15 protein-coding genes and 4 tRNA genes are annotated in these 14862 nt (G+C 73.2%); 7 read left to right on the top strand and 12 right to left on the bottom strand.

All coding sequences use genetic code 11. The annotated features are described in order from the left end of the window. Positions 1–29 precede the first annotated feature (29 nt). The 9 genes from pdxS to INN71_RS10195 form a co-directional block, all read right to left on the bottom strand. Positions 30–935, bottom strand: coding sequence for a pyridoxal 5'-phosphate synthase lyase subunit PdxS (pdxS, locus tag INN71_RS10235; RefSeq protein ID WP_277498289.1), 906 nt, complete (start codon positions 933–935; stop codon positions 30–32). A gap of 10 nt (positions 936–945) precedes the next feature. Further along, on the bottom strand, positions 946–2712 hold the full coding sequence (locus INN71_RS10230) for an FAD-dependent oxidoreductase (protein WP_277498288.1): 1767 nt from the start codon (positions 2710–2712) through the stop codon (positions 946–948). Positions 2713–2844: 132 nt separating this feature from the next. Then, positions 2845–3906 (bottom strand): diiron oxygenase, encoded by a 1062-nt coding sequence (locus INN71_RS10225; RefSeq protein ID WP_277498287.1) that lies wholly within the window; start codon positions 3904–3906, stop codon positions 2845–2847. Between the two features lie 163 nt (positions 3907–4069). After that, positions 4070–4708 (bottom strand): phosphatidylinositol phosphate synthase, encoded by a 639-nt coding sequence (pgsA, locus tag INN71_RS10220; RefSeq protein ID WP_277498286.1) that lies wholly within the window; start codon positions 4706–4708, stop codon positions 4070–4072. A 12-nt stretch (positions 4709–4720) separates the two neighbouring features. Further along, positions 4721–5500, bottom strand: coding sequence for an inositol monophosphatase (locus tag INN71_RS10215; RefSeq protein ID WP_277498285.1), 780 nt, complete (start codon positions 5498–5500; stop codon positions 4721–4723). Next, a complete protein-coding gene (locus INN71_RS10210; RefSeq protein ID WP_277498284.1) occupies positions 5497–6018 on the bottom strand; it encodes an HIT domain-containing protein in 522 nt (173 codons plus the stop codon). The genes INN71_RS10215 and INN71_RS10210 overlap by 4 nt, the downstream gene beginning before the upstream one ends. 43 nt (positions 6019–6061) lie before the next feature. Beyond that, positions 6062–7081, bottom strand: coding sequence for a hypothetical protein (locus INN71_RS10205; RefSeq protein ID WP_277498283.1), 1020 nt, complete (start codon positions 7079–7081; stop codon positions 6062–6064). A gap of 5 nt (positions 7082–7086) precedes the next feature. Continuing rightward, positions 7087–9075, bottom strand: coding sequence for a threonine--tRNA ligase (thrS, locus tag INN71_RS10200; RefSeq protein WP_277498282.1), 1989 nt, complete (start codon positions 9073–9075; stop codon positions 7087–7089). A 529-nt stretch (positions 9076–9604) separates the two neighbouring features. Next, positions 9605–10294 carry an NADPH-dependent F420 reductase gene (locus INN71_RS10195; protein ID WP_277498281.1) on the bottom strand — a complete coding sequence of 230 codons (690 nt, stop codon included), beginning with the start codon at positions 10292–10294 and terminating at the stop codon, positions 9605–9607. A gap of 78 nt (positions 10295–10372) precedes the next feature. On the opposite strand from INN71_RS10195, the gene INN71_RS10190 reads away from it, so the two are divergent. Then, a complete protein-coding gene (locus INN71_RS10190) occupies positions 10373–10750 on the top strand; it encodes a DUF1330 domain-containing protein (protein ID WP_277498279.1) in 378 nt (125 codons plus the stop codon). A 92-nt stretch (positions 10751–10842) separates the two neighbouring features. On the opposite strand, the gene INN71_RS10185 is transcribed toward INN71_RS10190, so the two are convergent. Beyond that, a tRNA-Val gene (locus INN71_RS10185) sits at positions 10843–10914 on the bottom strand. Between the two features lie 65 nt (positions 10915–10979). Next, entirely contained in the window at positions 10980–11801 is an 822-nt protein-coding gene (locus INN71_RS10180; RefSeq protein ID WP_277498277.1) for an aminotransferase class IV, read from the bottom strand. Positions 11802–11940: 139 nt separating this feature from the next. Between INN71_RS10180 and INN71_RS10175 the strand changes: the two genes are divergently transcribed. The 4 genes from INN71_RS10175 (at position 11941) to INN71_RS10160 (ending at position 13210) form a co-directional block, all read left to right on the top strand. Beyond that, positions 11941–12684: a FadR/GntR family transcriptional regulator gene (locus INN71_RS10175; protein WP_277498276.1), complete on the top strand. Its 744-nt coding sequence runs from the start codon at positions 11941–11943 to the stop codon at positions 12682–12684. Positions 12685–12926: 242 nt separating this feature from the next. Further along, a tRNA-Gly gene (locus tag INN71_RS10170) sits at positions 12927–12999 on the top strand. A gap of 28 nt (positions 13000–13027) precedes the next feature. Beyond that, a tRNA-Cys gene (locus tag INN71_RS10165) sits at positions 13028–13098 on the top strand. A 37-nt stretch (positions 13099–13135) separates the two neighbouring features. Continuing rightward, a tRNA-Val gene (locus INN71_RS10160) sits at positions 13136–13210 on the top strand. A 93-nt stretch (positions 13211–13303) separates the two neighbouring features. Here INN71_RS10160 and INN71_RS10155 read toward each other — a convergent pair. Next, on the bottom strand, positions 13304–13600 hold the full coding sequence (locus INN71_RS10155; protein WP_277498275.1) for a hypothetical protein: 297 nt from the start codon (positions 13598–13600) through the stop codon (positions 13304–13306). Positions 13601–13690: 90 nt separating this feature from the next. Here INN71_RS10155 and INN71_RS10150 point away from each other — a divergent pair, with 90 nt between their 5' ends. After that, positions 13691–13897, top strand: coding sequence for a hypothetical protein (locus tag INN71_RS10150; RefSeq protein WP_277498273.1), 207 nt, complete (start codon positions 13691–13693; stop codon positions 13895–13897). Between the two features lie 425 nt (positions 13898–14322). After that, positions 14323–14862: a hypothetical protein gene (locus tag INN71_RS10145; protein WP_277498272.1), complete on the top strand. Its 540-nt coding sequence runs from the start codon at positions 14323–14325 to the stop codon at positions 14860–14862.

The following is a 14862-nucleotide window of genomic DNA, read 5'->3' as shown; positions in this document are numbered from 1 at the left end:
GAGGCGCCCCGCCGTCGCGGCGGCGGGCCTCACCAGCCGCGCTCGGCCAGCCGGTGCGGCTGCGGGATCTCCTCCACGTTGATGCCGACCATGGCCTCACCGAGCCCGCGCGAGGCCTTCGCGACCACGTCGGGGTCGTCGAAGAACGTGGTGGCGCGCACGATCGCCTCGGCGCGCTGCGCGGGGTTGCCGGACTTGAAGATGCCCGACCCGACGAAGACGCCCTCGGCGCCCAGCTGCATCATCATCGCCGCGTCGGCCGGGGTCGCGATCCCGCCGGCCGTGAACAGCACGACCGGCAGCCGTCCCGCGGACGCGACCTCCGCGACCAGCTCGTACGGCGCGGACAGCTCCTTCGCCGCGACGTACAGCTCGTCGGGGGCCAGCGAGGACAGGCGGGCGATCTCGGCGCGGATCGTCCGCATGTGGGTCACCGCGTTCGACACGTCCCCCGTGCCGGCCTCGCCCTTGGAGCGGATCATCGCCGCGCCCTCGGTGATGCGCCGCAGCGCCTCGCCCAGGTTCGTCGCCCCGCACACGAACGGCACGGTGAACGACCACTTGTCGATGTGGTGGGCGTAGTCGGCCGGGGTCAGCACCTCGGACTCGTCGACGTAGTCGACGCCCAGGCTCTGCAGCACCTGCGCCTCGGCGAAGTGACCGATGCGGGCCTTGGCCATCACCGGGATCGACACGGCCGCCACGATCGAGTCGATCATGTCGGGATCGCTCATCCGCGACACCCCGCCCTGCGCGCGGATGTCGGCCGGCACCCGCTCCAGCGCCATCACGGCCACCGCACCGGCGTCCTCGGCGATCCGGGCCTGCTCGGCGGTGACCACGTCCATGATCACGCCGCCCTTGAGCATGTCGGCCATGCCGCGCTTCACCCGCACGGAGCCGGTGGTGGACGGGGCGGTCGGTTCGTTCGTCATGGGCGGCACCCTAGGACCGTCGGCGGGCGCGGCGGGCGCCGTGCCGAGGGGTGGGCGCGACGGGTCGGGCCCGCGCCACCTCGACCATCGTGTCCCGGTCGACCAGCTTGCGGCGCGGCCGGCCGTCGCGCGCTCCCCAGGCCCGCTCGTACGTGTCGACCGCCGCCCAGCCGGCCGCGTCGATCGACCGGGGCGCCCGGCGCCGCACGAGCTGCGCGAACGCCTCGCGGTGCGCGCCCGGCTCGCCGTCGGGGCCTGCCGATGCGCCGGCGGTGGGGGCGCTGGGCTCCGCGAGCAGGCCGGCGTTGAAGTCGGCCACCAGGTGCGCGACCGTCTCCTCCGCGTCCGTCTTGTTCGTGCCGATGTAGCCGCTGGGGCCCCGCTTGATCCAGCCCGCGACGTACGTGCCCGGCACGGGGGTGCCGCTGCCGTCGTGCACCCGCCCCGCGTCGTTGGGGATGGTGGCGCTGACCTCGTCGAAGGGCAGGCCCGGGACGGGACGTCCGCGGTAGCCCACCGAGCGCAGCACGAGACCGGCCGCGAGGGTCGAGACCCGCTCGGTCGCCACGGCGCGGGCGTTGCCCTCCGCGTCGACGACGAGGTCGTTGTCGACCACCTCGAGCCCGGCCACCGCGCCCTCGCCCAGGATGCGCAGCGGGGACTGGGCGAAGCGGAGGACGACGCGGCGCCGTCCCTCGCCGCGGGGCTCGGGGAGGTGCTCGAGCATGCGGATCTTCTGCTCGAGCATGGGCTCCAGGGTGCCGGCCGCCCGCCGGCGCAGCGTCTCATTGTCGAGGCGCAGCCCGCCCTCGACGACCACGTCGATGTCGTCGCGCATGACGAGGCCGGTGAGCTCGGGCAGCGTGTACGCCGCCTGCGCGGCGCCCCGCCGGGCGACCAGCACGACCTCGCGCACCTTGCTCTCCCGCAGCGCCTCCAGCGCGTGGTCGGCGATGTCGGTGCCCGCGAGCCGCTCGGGGTCGGTGGCCAGGATGCGGGCGACGTCGAGGGCGACGTTGCCGTTGCCGACGACCACGACCCGCTCCGCGTCCAGGGGCACGTCGAGCTCGGTGTGGTCGGGGTGGCCGTTGTACCAGGCGACGAAGCCCGTGGCCGTGCCGCTGCCCGGCAGGTCCTCGCCCTCCACGCCGAGGCGGCGGTCGAGCGAGGCGCCGGTCGCGTAGAGCACCGCGTGGTGGTGGGCCAGCAGGTCCTCGTGCGTCACGTCGACGCCGACCTCGACGCCGAGGTGGTAGGAGAAGCCCCGCTCGCGCTCGATGGTGCGGAACAGGTCGACCACCTTGCGGGTGTCGGGGTGGTCGGGCGCGACGCCCGCCCGGGCGAGGCCGTACGGCGTGGGGAGCCGCTCGATCACGCTGACCTGCGCGCCGTCCTGCTTGAGCACCTCGTCGGCGGCGTACATCGCCGCCGGGCCCGAGCCGACGACGGCGACGCGCAGCGGCCCGCGGGCCGGGTCGGCCCGCTCGATGGGCCGCAGGGGCGCCTGGACGGGTCGCGGTCGCGGCGGGGTGTGGAAGAGCTCGTTGATCTCCAGGAACGGCAGCTCGCCCTCGGCCAGCTTGGTGTGGGGCTTGATCGCCCCGACCGGGCAGGCGCTGACGCACGCGCCGCAGTCGACGCACGACGCCGGGTCGATGTAGAGCATCTCGGCGGTGCCGAAGTCCGGCTCGTCGGGCGTCGGGTGGATGCAGTTGACCGGGCACGCGAAGACGCAGGACGCGTCCCCGCAGCACGAGCGCGTGACGACGTGGGGCATGGGGGCTCGCTGTCTGTTCGGGGCGTCGCGGCGGGGCGGACGACCGGGCTCGACCGGGGGAGAACGGTACGGCGGCACCGGCGACGTGGGGGCCGTCGCCGGTACCGCCGTACCGGGGGTGCTGCGGGCGGCTCAGGCCGCGAACTTCACCGGGGGCTCGCTGCGGTAGCGCGACGGGCGCGTGCCGTACATGCCGAGGCGCTTCCAGACCCGCTTCGCCAGCGGGTTCATCAGCCCGGACTGCTCGGCCAGCATGCGCACGTCCGCGAAGGTGTCGGCGAGCATCTTCTGCGACTCCGGCGAGTCCCAGTAGAGCTCCTTGACGAGGCTCTCGGGCACGCCGAACCGGCGGCGGAACTCCTTGGGCGGCATGAGGATGGCGTCGCCGAGGATCCGCATGATGACCGGGTAGAGCAGCGAGACCGCGAGCTTGTTGATGCGGCCCATCTTGGGCGCGCGACGCTTGACGAGCTCGTGGGCGAACGAGATGTGGCGTGCCTCCTCGGCCACGTGGATCTCCATGATCCGGCCCATCATCGGGTGGATCTCGTCGCGGCTGCGCAGGATCGCCTTCTGCGTGTGGTCGATCGGCTCCTCGCCGGCCAGCACGCCGACGAAGAAGATGACCGGGAGGCGGTTCGCGACCAGCGAGAAGGTCGGGCTGAGCACCCGGATCCAGAGCGGCATGCCCGAGACGTCCATGCCGACGCGGTTCACCGCCTCCTGGAACATCTGGGTGTGGTGGCACTCCTCCGTCGCCTCGTGCATGAGGTAGCGGTACTCCGGCGAGCCGTTCTCCAGGCTGAAGACGTACTGCATGATCCCGCGGATCAGGATGTTCTCGAACTGCCAGCCGACCTTGAAGATGTTGGCCTGACGCCACAGGCCCATCTCGATCTGCTTCTCCACCGGCTGCGACTGGTACCACGCGCTCGAGCCCAGCGGGTCCACCTTCGGCAGGATCCAGCGCGGGTCGTCGTGGCGCACCTGGAAGTCGGGGTGGTCCCAGTCGATGTCGACGAACGCGTCGAAGTGGCGCTCGACCGAGGCGACCGAGAGACGGTGCAGCACCTCGGCGTACTCCTCGTCGGACAGCCCCTCGGGCACCTCGGGAGCGTCCCAGTCGATCATGTCGAGGGTGAACTTCTCCGGCTCACCGGAGGCGTCGGGCTTCTCGGACACCTGTGCGGTCATCGCTGGCACTCTCCTCGCGTCGTCGCGGCACGGCCGGTTCCCCGGCCGTTCGAGGGTGGCTGGCCACCCGTTCACACGATCGTGCTCCGCCGACCGGACGATGTCAAGGACTATGTAACATTCAGAGTGTCATGTTCGGGTGTCACGTTCGCGGCGGGCGTCCTCAGGCCGCGGACGGCGGCGCCGCGCCCCCGGTGCTCTCCGCCAGGGCCTGCTCGCGCACCACCCAGATGCGCTGCACCACGGTCACCGTGCTGGCGGCCGCCAGCGCCCACAGCGTCACCTCCATGAGGATGCGCAGGTCGAACAGGCCCGACAGGCCGGTCATGACGAGGATCGCGACGAGGCGGTCCGCCCGCTCGGCGATGCCCACCTTGGCCTGGAAGCCCAGCCCCTCCGCCCGGGCCCGCGCGTACGACGTCACGCTGCCCATGACGAGGCAGACCAGGCTCAGCACGAGGTAGAGCGTCGAGTCGCCCGGGCCCGCGAAGTAGAGCGCCAGGCCGCCGAAGATGGCGCCGTCGCCCACGCGGTCGAGGGTGGAGTCGAGGAAGGCGCCGAACTTCGAGCTGCGCCCCGTCTCCCGGGCCATGAACCCGTCGATGAGGTCGGAGAACACGAAGGCGGTGATGAACAGGACGCCGATCAGCAGCTCGCCCTGCGGGAAGAACACGAGGGCGCCCACGCAGACACCGAGCGTGCCGACGAGGGTGACGGCGTCGGGGCTGACCCCACGACGGATGAGGAGACGGGCGATGGGCGAGAGGAGTCGGGTCCAGAACCCGCGGAAGCGCTCGAGCATGGTGACGGCAGGCTAGCGGCCCGCGAGCGCCGCGCACGCCTCCGCGACCGCCGTCGGCGCGCCCGCGGCGTACCAGTCCAGCCCGTCGACCACCTCGTGCCGGGTCGTGCCGCCCACCCCGCGCACGAGCGCGGCGCCGGGCAGCTCGTCCCACGTGGGCACCGAGTGCTGGAACACCAGCCCGAGACGGCCCTGCGCGACGGCGGTGGCGTCCATGCTCCCCGAGCCGAGCATGCGCACCGCCGCGACGGCACCCGTCGCCCGCCCGAACGCACGGCCCGCCTCGCCCGCGAGCGCCGACGGGTGGAAGTAGGTGGCGGCGCTCGTGCGCGCGAGCGGTACGTCGGTCAGTCGCGGCAGGCGCTGCCCGTCCCGGGTGGTCGGGAGCCCGGGGCCGCCGACGAACAGCGCGTCCTCGTGCGGGTGGTAGACGGCGCCGAGCACGAGCTCGTCCCCGTCGAGCAGCGCCAGGGCCGAGCACCACCACGTCAGCCCCGAGAGGAAGTTGTAGGTGCCGTCGACGGGGTCGATCACCCAGCGGCGCCCGGTGGTGCCCGCCTCGTCGACGCCCTCCTCCCCCAGCAGCCCGTCGCCGGGGCGCTCGGTGCGCAACCGGCCCGCCACCAGGTCCTCGGCGGCGTGGTCGGCGGCCGTCACCACGTCGGAGACCGACGTCTTCTCGGCGACGGCGAGACCCTCGACCCCCTCGGCCCGCATCGCCGCCGCGAGCCGGCCCGCGGCGCGCACGACGTCCCCGGCGAGGCGGACGTCGTCGGCGTCGGGCGCGCTCACGCCGGCCACGCCTCGCGCAGGAGGTCGCGGGTGTCCGTGAGCAGCTGCGGCAGCGTCTTGGTCGCGCCGAGCACCGTCATGAAGTTGGCGTCGCCCGACCAGCGCGGCACGACGTGCTGGTGCAGGTGGGCGGCGAGCGAGCCGCCCGCGGCCGAGCCGAGGTTGAGGCCCACGTTGAACGCGTCCGGAGTGGCGATCGCCCGGATCGCGGTGATGGCCGCCTTGGTCATCGCCGCGACCTCGGCGGTCTCGTCGTCGTCGAGGTCGGTGTAGTCCGCGACGTGCCGGCGCGGCAGCACCATGAGGTGGCCCGGGTTGTAGGGGTAGAGGTTGAGCACCGCGAAGGTGGTCGGCCCCTCGGCGACGACCAGGTCGGGCTCCGTCGACGTGCCCGCCACCATCCGGCAGAAGGGGCAGCCGCGCGGTTCGGTGCGCGGCTGCTCCTCCCCGTCACCGCCCCGGATGTAGGCCATCCGGTAGGGGGTGTAGAGCCGCATCAGCCCGTCGGGGTCGCTCACGGTCGCTCCTCCGCCTCTCGCGCGCCCGTCCGGCGCGGGTCGCTCAGTACTGGTGGAACCATCGGTCCAGCTCGTCGGCCACGCCGGGGCAGGTCACGTCCTGGTCGCGCTCGTCGGCCACCCACTGGCCCAGCACCGCCGGTCCGCCCTGCACCACCCACTCCTCGCCGCAGCGCGCCAGCGCCTCCGCGCGGGAGGTGTGCCCGGCCGCCCGCCACTCGGGCACGCCGAGCGCCAGGTCGCCCACGACCTGCTCCCACAGGTACGGCGTGGAGTAGACGCCGATGGCCAGTCCCGCGTCGGTGTAGCCCCGGGCCACGCCCTCGACCACGGCCGCGTTCGCGTCCGGGTCGTCGCTCCACGCGAAGTCGGGCACCGGCTCGACGTCGATCCACACCACGGGCGAGACGAGCCCCGCGGAGCGCATCGAGGCCACGTTGAACCGGGCCTGCTGGTAGCCGGTGTTGCGCAGGGCGCCGTCGGGTGTCGAGCCGTCGAAGGGGCCCGTCGTGCCGTGGCGGGCCACGGTCGCCGCGTCGGGGAAGCTCGCCACCGCGTACGCCGACGCGAGCAGGTGACGCTCGGCCACCCAGTCGACCTGCGCGGCGAGGCACGGGTTGGGGTGGAAGCCGGGGCCGTTGGTGAGGCCGATGACGACGTACTCCGCCTCCGGCAGGGGCAGGGGCATGCCGAGCGTGCGCTTCTGCGGGATGCCGAGGCCCCGGGGGCACTGGGGCCAGCTGATGTCGCCGCCGAGCACGGCACCGTCCGGGCCGCGTACCGGCCCGTCCTGGGGCCCGTCCTGCGGCCCGTCCTGCTCGCCGGCGAGCTCCTCGGCCAGGCCGGCCAGGTCGCCGGCCTCGGGGCCCGCCGTACCCGGGGCGGGGGCCTGGGTCAGCTCGGTGGCCGCGGCCTCGGGGGCGCTGGGCGGCGCAGGAGCCGGGGTGCTCGGCTCCGTCGCGCCGTCCCCGCCTCCCCCGCCGCAGGCGGCGAGGGGGACGACGAGGAGAGCGGCGGCCAGCAGGCCGCGCACTCCCCCGCGGCCCCCCACGCCGGCCCGCACGCCGCTCAGACCTGGGTGCGGGCGGCGACGGCGTCGACGACCCGGGCGACCGCGTCCTCGATCGGCACGCCGTTGTCCTGGTCGCCGTTGCGGTAGCGGAAGGACACCGCGCCCGCCTCCACGTCCTGGTCGCCCACGATGACCATGAAGGGCACCTTCTGCAGCTGGGCGTTGCGGATCTTCTTCTGCATCCGGTCGTCGGAGTCGTCGACCTCGACCCGGATGCCCGCGGCCCGCAGGCGCTTCGCCACGTCGTACAGGTAGTCCACGTGCCGCTCGGCGACCGGGATGGCCTGCACCTGCACGGGCGCGAGCCACGGCGGGAAGACGCCGGCGTAGTGCTCCACCAGCACGCCGAGGAACCGCTCGATCGAGCCGAACTTCGCCGAGTGGATCATCACGGGCTGCTGGCGCGACCCGTCCGCGGCGGCGTACTCCAGACCGAAGCCCTGGGGCTGGTTGAAGTCGTACTGCACGGTGCCCATCTGCCACGTGCGGCCGATGGCGTCCTTGGCCTGGACGGAGATCTTCGGGCCGTAGAACGCGGCGCCGCCCGGGTCGGGCACCAGCTCGAGACCGGAGCCCCGCGCGACGTCCTCGAGCACCTTCGTCGCGGTCGCCCACTGCTCCTCGGTGCCCACGAACTTGCCCGGCTTGGAGTCGTCGCGGGTCGAGAGCTCCAGGTAGAAGTCGTCGAGACCGAAGTCGCGCAGCACGCTCAGCATGAAGTCGAGCAGGTGCTCCACCTCGGCCGGCGCCTGCTCGGGGGTGCAGTACGAGTGCGAGTCGTCCTGGGCGAAGCCGCGCACGCGGGTGAGGCCGTGGATGACGCCGGACTTCTCGTAGCGGTAGACCGACCCGAACTCGAAGAGCCGCAGCGGCAGCTCGCGGTAGGAGCGGCCGCGGGAGGCGTAGATCAGGTTGTGCATCGGGCAGTTCATCGCCTTGAGCTGGTAGTTCGAGCCCTCGAACTCCATGGGCGGGAACATGGTGTCGGCGTAGTACGGCAGGTGCCCCGAGGTGTGGAACAGGCCGTCCTTGCTGATGTGCGGGGTGCCGACGTAGGAGAAGCCCTCCTCGATGTGGCGACGGCGGACGTAGTCCTCCATCTCCCGCTTGATGACGCCGCCCTTGGGGTGGAAGACCGGCAGCCCGGAGCCCAGCTCGTCGGGGAAGCTGAACAGGTCGAGCTCGCGGCCGAGCTTGCGGTGGTCGCGGCGCTCGGCCTCCTCGAGGCGGTGCAGGTGGGCCTCGAGGTCCTCCTTGGTCGCCCAGGCGGTGCCGTAGATGCGCTGCAGCTGCTTGTTCTTCTCGTCGCCGCGCCAGTACGCCGCCGCGCTGCGCATCAGCTTGAACGCCGGGATGCGCTTCGTCGTGGGCAGGTGCGGGCCGCGGCACAGGTCCTTCCAGACCACGTCGCCGCTGCGCCCGGTGTTGTCGTAGATGGTGAGCTCGCCCGCGCCGACCTCGACGCTCGCGCCCTCGGCGGCGTCCTCCGCCGCGCCGCCGCCCTTGAGCGCGATCAGCTCGAGCTTGTAGGGCTCGTGCTGCAGCTCGGTGAGCGCGTCGGCGTCGGTGGTGACCCGGCGGGAGAACCGCTGGTTCTCCTTGATGATCTTCCGCATCCGGGTCTCGATCTTGTCGAGGTCCGCGGGCGTGAACGGGGTCTCGACGTCGAAGTCGTAGTAGAAGCCGTCGGTGATCGGCGGGCCGATGCCGAGCTTCGCCTCCGGGAAGAGCGCCTGGACGGCCTGGGCGAGCACGTGCGCGGTCGAGTGGCGCAGGATGTCGAGGCCGTCGGGGCTGGTGATCTCGACGGCCTCCACCTCGTCGCCGTCGGCGAGCTCGTGGGACAGGTCGCGGAGCTCGCCGCCGATGCGTGCGGCGATGACGTCCGGCTGCTCGGCGAAGAGCTCCCAGGCCCTCGTGCCGGCCGTGACCGTCCGCTCCTCGCGCACGTCGGCGTGGGTGCGGGCGATCGAGATGTCGGACACGAGGTATCTCCTGGGCGTGCGGTCGGTGGCGGGCGCTCGGCGGGCGCACGGGGGCGCCCGGCGCGATGCTATCGGTCGCCGCCGTCCGCGCTCGCCCCGGTTTCGCCCCGCGGCGGGCCGCCGACGGCCTACCCTGCGCGGGTGAAGCAGACGACCCGCCGCAGCAGTCCCCCCGCCACCCGGTGCGCCGTGTGCTGGAGCGCCGTGGACCTGACCGACGGCACGACCGTGCGCCTCGTCCTGGCCCGTGGGCTCGACGAGCCGTCCTCCGACCCCACCACGGCCTCCAGCGAGATCGACACCGACTGGCGGCACTCCTACGCCGTCAGCTTCTGCGGGATGGAGCACGCGCGCTCCTGGGCGGCGGAGGCCGACGTCCCGCAGCACGCGTGGGTGCGGTCGTCGACGGTCAGCGACGGCGAGCTCGGGTTGGTGCTCCTCGTGGCCCTGCTCGTCCTGGTGCTCGCCGGGTTCGGCGTCGTGCACCTGGCGGGCACCTACCTCTGTGTCGCCCTCTCGGTCGGGCGGGTCAGGCCATGTCGCGGTAGCGCTGCGCGGTCGCCAGCTTCTCCTCGAGGAGCGGGCGGGTGGCCTGGCGCGGGTGGGCCCAGTCGTCGTCGACGACGAAGAGGCCCGCGTACGCCGCCGTGTCGCGCTGGTAGCGCCAGCCCTCCGCCAGCGGGCCGACGTCGAGGGCGTCGTACCCCAGGCGGTCCATGACGTCGCGCACCGTCGCCTTCGCGCCCGGGTCGTCGCCGGCGATCGGCAGGACGCTGCGCTCGGGGTCGCCGCTCTCGCGCGCCCGGCTGAAGAGGTGCTCGAAGAAGATGTTGTTGAACGCCTTGACCACGTGCGACTCCGGCAGGTGCGCCTGCAGCAGCTCGCTGGTGGTGGTCGACTCGTCGTCCAGCTCGGCGACGTGCCCGTCGCGCTCGGGGTAGTAGTTGTTCGTGTCGATGACGACCTTGCCGCGCAGCGGCTCGACCGGCACGTCGCGGTAGGCCTTCAGCGGGATGGTCACGACGACGACGTCGCCCTCGGCCGCGGCCTGCTCGGGCGTGGCCGGGCGCGCGCTGCCGCCGAGCTCGGTGACGAGGTCGACGAGGGTCTCGGGGCCGCGGCTGTTGCTCAGCACGACGTCGTACCCCGCCGCGACGGCGAGCCGGGCGAGCGTGCCGCCGATGTTGCCGGCGCCGATGAATCCGATGGTGGTGGTCATGGCCGCTGCAACCCCGCACGGCGCGCCGCTGTTCCGCGAGGCGCGACACGGCGTCGGTGACCTGCCACGATCGGCGCCATGGCGATCAACCCCACCGGCAAGGACATCAAGCGCTACCTGACCGAGGACCCGGGCGGACCCGTGGTCATGCTCAACCTGCTGCGCTTCGCGGACGGCGGGCGCGAGGAGTACGCGCGGTACGCGGCGGCGCTCGAGGAGACGTTCCTGCCGCGGTACGGAGCGCAGGTGCTCTACGCCGGCGACGGGTCCACCACCCTCGTCGCCGAGACGGGCCAGGACTGGGACGCCGTGCTGCTCGTGCGCTACCCCGACCGGCAGGCCTTCAGCCGGATGGTCGCCGACCCGGAGTACCAGCAGGTGACGCAGCACCGGACGAACGCACTCACCGAGGCCGTGCTGCAGGCCACCGTGCCGTGGGCCGGCTCCGCGAGCTGACCGCGCCACACCCGGCCGCCCGGCGCCACACCCCGCGACCGCCCCACGACGCAGGAACGCCCCCGGCTCGAGAGCCGGGGGCGTTCCGTCGGTGGGCGATACTGGGTTCGAACCAGTGACCTCTTCGGTGTGAACGAAGCGCGCTACCACTGCGCCAATCGCCCGCGTGGTGCGGTCGCACACGTTAGCGCACGACGCCCGGCAACTCACAATGCGGGGTCCCGCGACCTCACGGGTCGACGTCCTGCGCCTCCCGCTCGGCCCAGACCTCCTGCGCCCGGGCGGTCACGGGACCGGGGGCCGGCAGCTCCCGGTCGCCCCACCGCGCGACGGCCTGCACGTCCCGGGTCGTGCTGACGAGGAACGCCTCGTCCGCCTGCTCGGCGACCGTGATCGGCTCGTCGACCTCGCGGGCCCCCAGCCACTCGATGACGAGCGCGCGGGTCACGCCGGCGAGGCAGCCGCTCGCGAGCGTCGGGGTGCGCAGCTCGCCGTCGACGACGTAGAACACGTTCGAGCCGGTGCCCTCGCAGAGGTCTCCCGCGGTGTTCGCGAGCACCGCCTCCGAGGCGCCCCGCTCGGCCGCGTGCGCGAGGGCGACGACGTTCTCGGCGTACGACGTCGTCTTGAGCCCGGCGACCGCGCTGTGCTCGTTGCGCCGCCACGGCACGGTGACGACCTTCGTGGCGGCGGGCAACGGGTCCATGGGGACCGCCGACACGAGGACCGTGGGCGCCGCGTCACCCCGCCCGGACCCCAACGGCGCCGGCCCCCCGGTGACGGTGATGCGCAGCCGGCCCAGCGGCAGGTGCGCGGCCGCGAGCACGGCACCGACGCCCTCCTTGACGGCAGCGACGTCGACGCCCCCGAGGCCGATCCCGGCCGCCGATCGCTCCAGGCGCTCGAGGTGGCGGGTCAGCGCGAACGGGCGGCCGTCGACGACCTTGACGGACTCGAACACCCCGTCCCCCACCGTCAGCCCGTGGTCGGTCGCCCGCACCACCGGCTCGTCGGGATCGCTCAGGAGCCGGCCGTCCACCCACGTCTGCATGGCGGCCATCGTAGGTCGGGGCGGGTCGATGCCCCGGGGGGCCGGGCGGCTGTCGCGAGCCCCTCACCCCCGAAGGATCCATGCCTATCATCCGTCTCGTGGCGGCTGGACCGCCGTTCCCGGCCGACCAGGAGGTCTCATGAGCCAACCGTCGTTGCGGCCGCAGAAGACCGCATTGCTGCTCGCCCAGCGCATCGTCGGCGACATCCACCAGCGGGGCAACAGGGCCGGCGACCGCCTGCCCCCCGAGCGGGTGATGCTCGAGGAGTACTCGGTCGGACGGGGCACCCTGCGCGAGTCCCTGCGGTTCCTGGAGCTCCAAGGCGTCATCAGCCTTCGCCCGGGGCCCGGTGGAGGACCGGTGGTCCAGCAGCCCCGCGCCAGCAACCTCGCCCACAGCCTCACCCTCCTGCTGCAGTTCGAGCACGCCTCGTTCCGCACCGTCGTCGAGGCCCGGGGCACCCTCGAGCCCGTGATGGCGCAGCTCGCCGCCCAGCGGATGAGCGACGAGCAGATCGTCGAGCTCGGGCGCAGCGTCGAGACCCGGGAGGAGCAGCCCGGCGACGAGGGCGCGGTCCGTCAGCAGGACAGGCAGTTCCACGGGGCCATCGCCCACGGCTCCGGCAACGCCGCGCTCGGCTGCCTGGTCGACGCGCTGCTCGAGACCCTGCACGGTTCGGCCACCGGTGTCGACCTCCCCGATACCCACCGGTCGGCGGTCGACGACGCCCACCGCGCCATCTACGCGTCCATCGCGGCGCGCGACCCGGCCCGGTCCGCCGCCGCCATGCGGGACCACCTCGCAGCGCACCTGGAGCACGCTGAGCGAACCTTCCCCGACGTGCTGGACGCCCCGGTCACCTGGTTCCTCGGCACGACGTGAGCCCCCGACGCAGCGCCGGGCCGGCGCCGCAGCGTCGACGCAGCTCGGGGCATGGCCCGGGCGGCGCTCGGGCAACTGCCCTCGACGGACCCGGCACTGGACGGGTCCGGAACGGCCGAGAACCGCGCCACGACGGGCCCGTTCGCCTGCTCGCCACGCCGCCGTGGACCCGATTTTGCACCGGGTGGGGCATCCGCTAATGTTCTCGACGCACGCCGGGCCGGGAACGGAACGGAGCGCAAGCGGACGTAGCTCAGTTGGTAGAGCGCAACCTTGCCAAGGTTGAGGTCGCGAGTTCGAGCCTCGTCGTCCGCTCGGAGAGAACAATGGTCGAAGCCTCCACGGTGGAGTGGCCGAGAGGCGAGGCAACGGACTGCAAATCCGTCTACACGGGTTCAAATCCCGTCTCCACCTCGACTTCCTCGATCCTCCGGGATCGTGGTCGCTTGAAGGGCGATTGGCGCAGTGGTAGCGCGCTTCCTTGACACGGAAGAGGTCACTGGTTCAAACCCAGTATCGCCCACCACACGTTCCACCAGGTCAGACCCCGTCACGGCGCAGCCGAGACGGGGTCTTCCTCGTTCTCGGGCCGCCTCCGGCGCGTCCACGGCGGCCGCCCTCACCGTGGCGGAGTCGGCCCTTCCTCGATCGGCCCTTCCTCGATCGGCCACTGGTCGAGGGTGCGCACGAGGCGGGAGTCGATCCACGCCTGCTCCATGCGGGCGTCGGGCCGCTGGTCGGTCCCCGGCTCGATCCACACCGCCCAGGCGTCCCACCCGAAGCGCTTGCCCCGTCGCTGGCGCCACATCATCACGACGCCGGGGCGCGGCTGCTCCCACCGGCCCGTGACGTCCACCCACACGTGCTGCACCCGGGCCGCGTACATCGGGCCCAGCTCGACGGAGGTGACACGCACGAGTGGCAGGATAGAACGTGTGTTCGATCATCTCCCACTCGTGCCGCCCCCGCCTCGCCCTCCCGCCGTGCCGGCTGGGAGGTCCTGACCGTGCGCGCCTCGCGCTGGGTCGCGACCTGGAGCGACGACGGCCGGGCGGTCACGTACCACCCGCGCGAGACCCGCACGCGGGAGCCGCGGCCGTTCGGGGAGTGGGCACGGTCGCCGCTGGGCGACGTGACCGATCGCCGCGCCTTCGACGCCCACATGGACCAGGTCGGCGAGGACGACCAGAGCGTCCCGGACACCGACGCGTGACCCGGCACCCGGCGACGTCCCCCGCTGACGTCCCCGCTGGCGACCGCCGGACGGCTACGGTGGTGGACGTAGCCCACCCCGCAGAGGTCGGCGCACAGAGGAACCCCGGTCACCCTCACGCAGGGCGGCGGGGGTTCCTCGTCGCTCGGGCCGTCTCGGTCGGCCGGCGTCAGTAGCGCGTGACGGCCAGCGCCAGCAGCACGACCGCGACGACCGCCAGCACGGCGAGCCCTCCGAGCGCGACCACCGGCGGGACCCCGTCACGTGGGTGTCGCCTGCTCATCGTCGTTCCTCCCCCATGCCGCGGGACGCTACGGTGCGCGACCACCGCCCCGGGCCCGAACGCCCGAGACTTTGCCTCCGGCGCTCGCCCCTGGCGGAGGCGCCCCCGGCGACGCCGTCGTCCGGCGGTAGGTTCCCCACCCATGAAGCGCATCGTCCTCGTGGCCGGCGTGCTCGCCGGGATCTCGTCGCTCACCGCCTGCAGCTCCGACACCGGTGACGACACGGCGCCGGCGGCCGGACCCGACGGCGTGCCCACCCGCAGCTCCACCGAGGTCGCCGTCGGGGACGCGCTCGAGCTCGTCGACGGGGTCCTGGTCACCGTCTCCTCGCTCGCGGTCGGCGGCGACAGCGGCGGCCCCTGGGTGACGGCGTCGGTGCTCGTCGAGAACCCCACCGACCGGGAGACCGCCGTACCGAGCTTCGGCATCGTGTGCGGCGACGAACCGGCCCTCGGGGAGTACGCCGCGGGGTCGACGCTGCTGATCGGGGACCCGTTGGCTGCCGGCGCCTCGGCCGAGGGCACGCTCGACCTCCTCCTGCCCGGTGACACCCGCACGGGCACCGTCCCGGAGTGCCCCGCGCCGGCGTACGTCGAGGTGTCGGCCGTCGGGTCGATCGACCCCGACGCCACCAGCGCGCGGTTCCCGCTGCCCGACGACGTGCTCGCCGAGCTGGGCTGA

Origin of the sequence: Nocardioides sp. ChNu-153 (assembly GCF_030466625.1) — a bacterium.
Lineage (GTDB): Bacteria > Actinomycetota > Actinomycetes > Propionibacteriales > Nocardioidaceae > Nocardioides.
The sequence above is the reverse complement of the archived record's forward strand: the minus strand, read 5'-3'. Positions and strand labels throughout refer to the sequence as shown.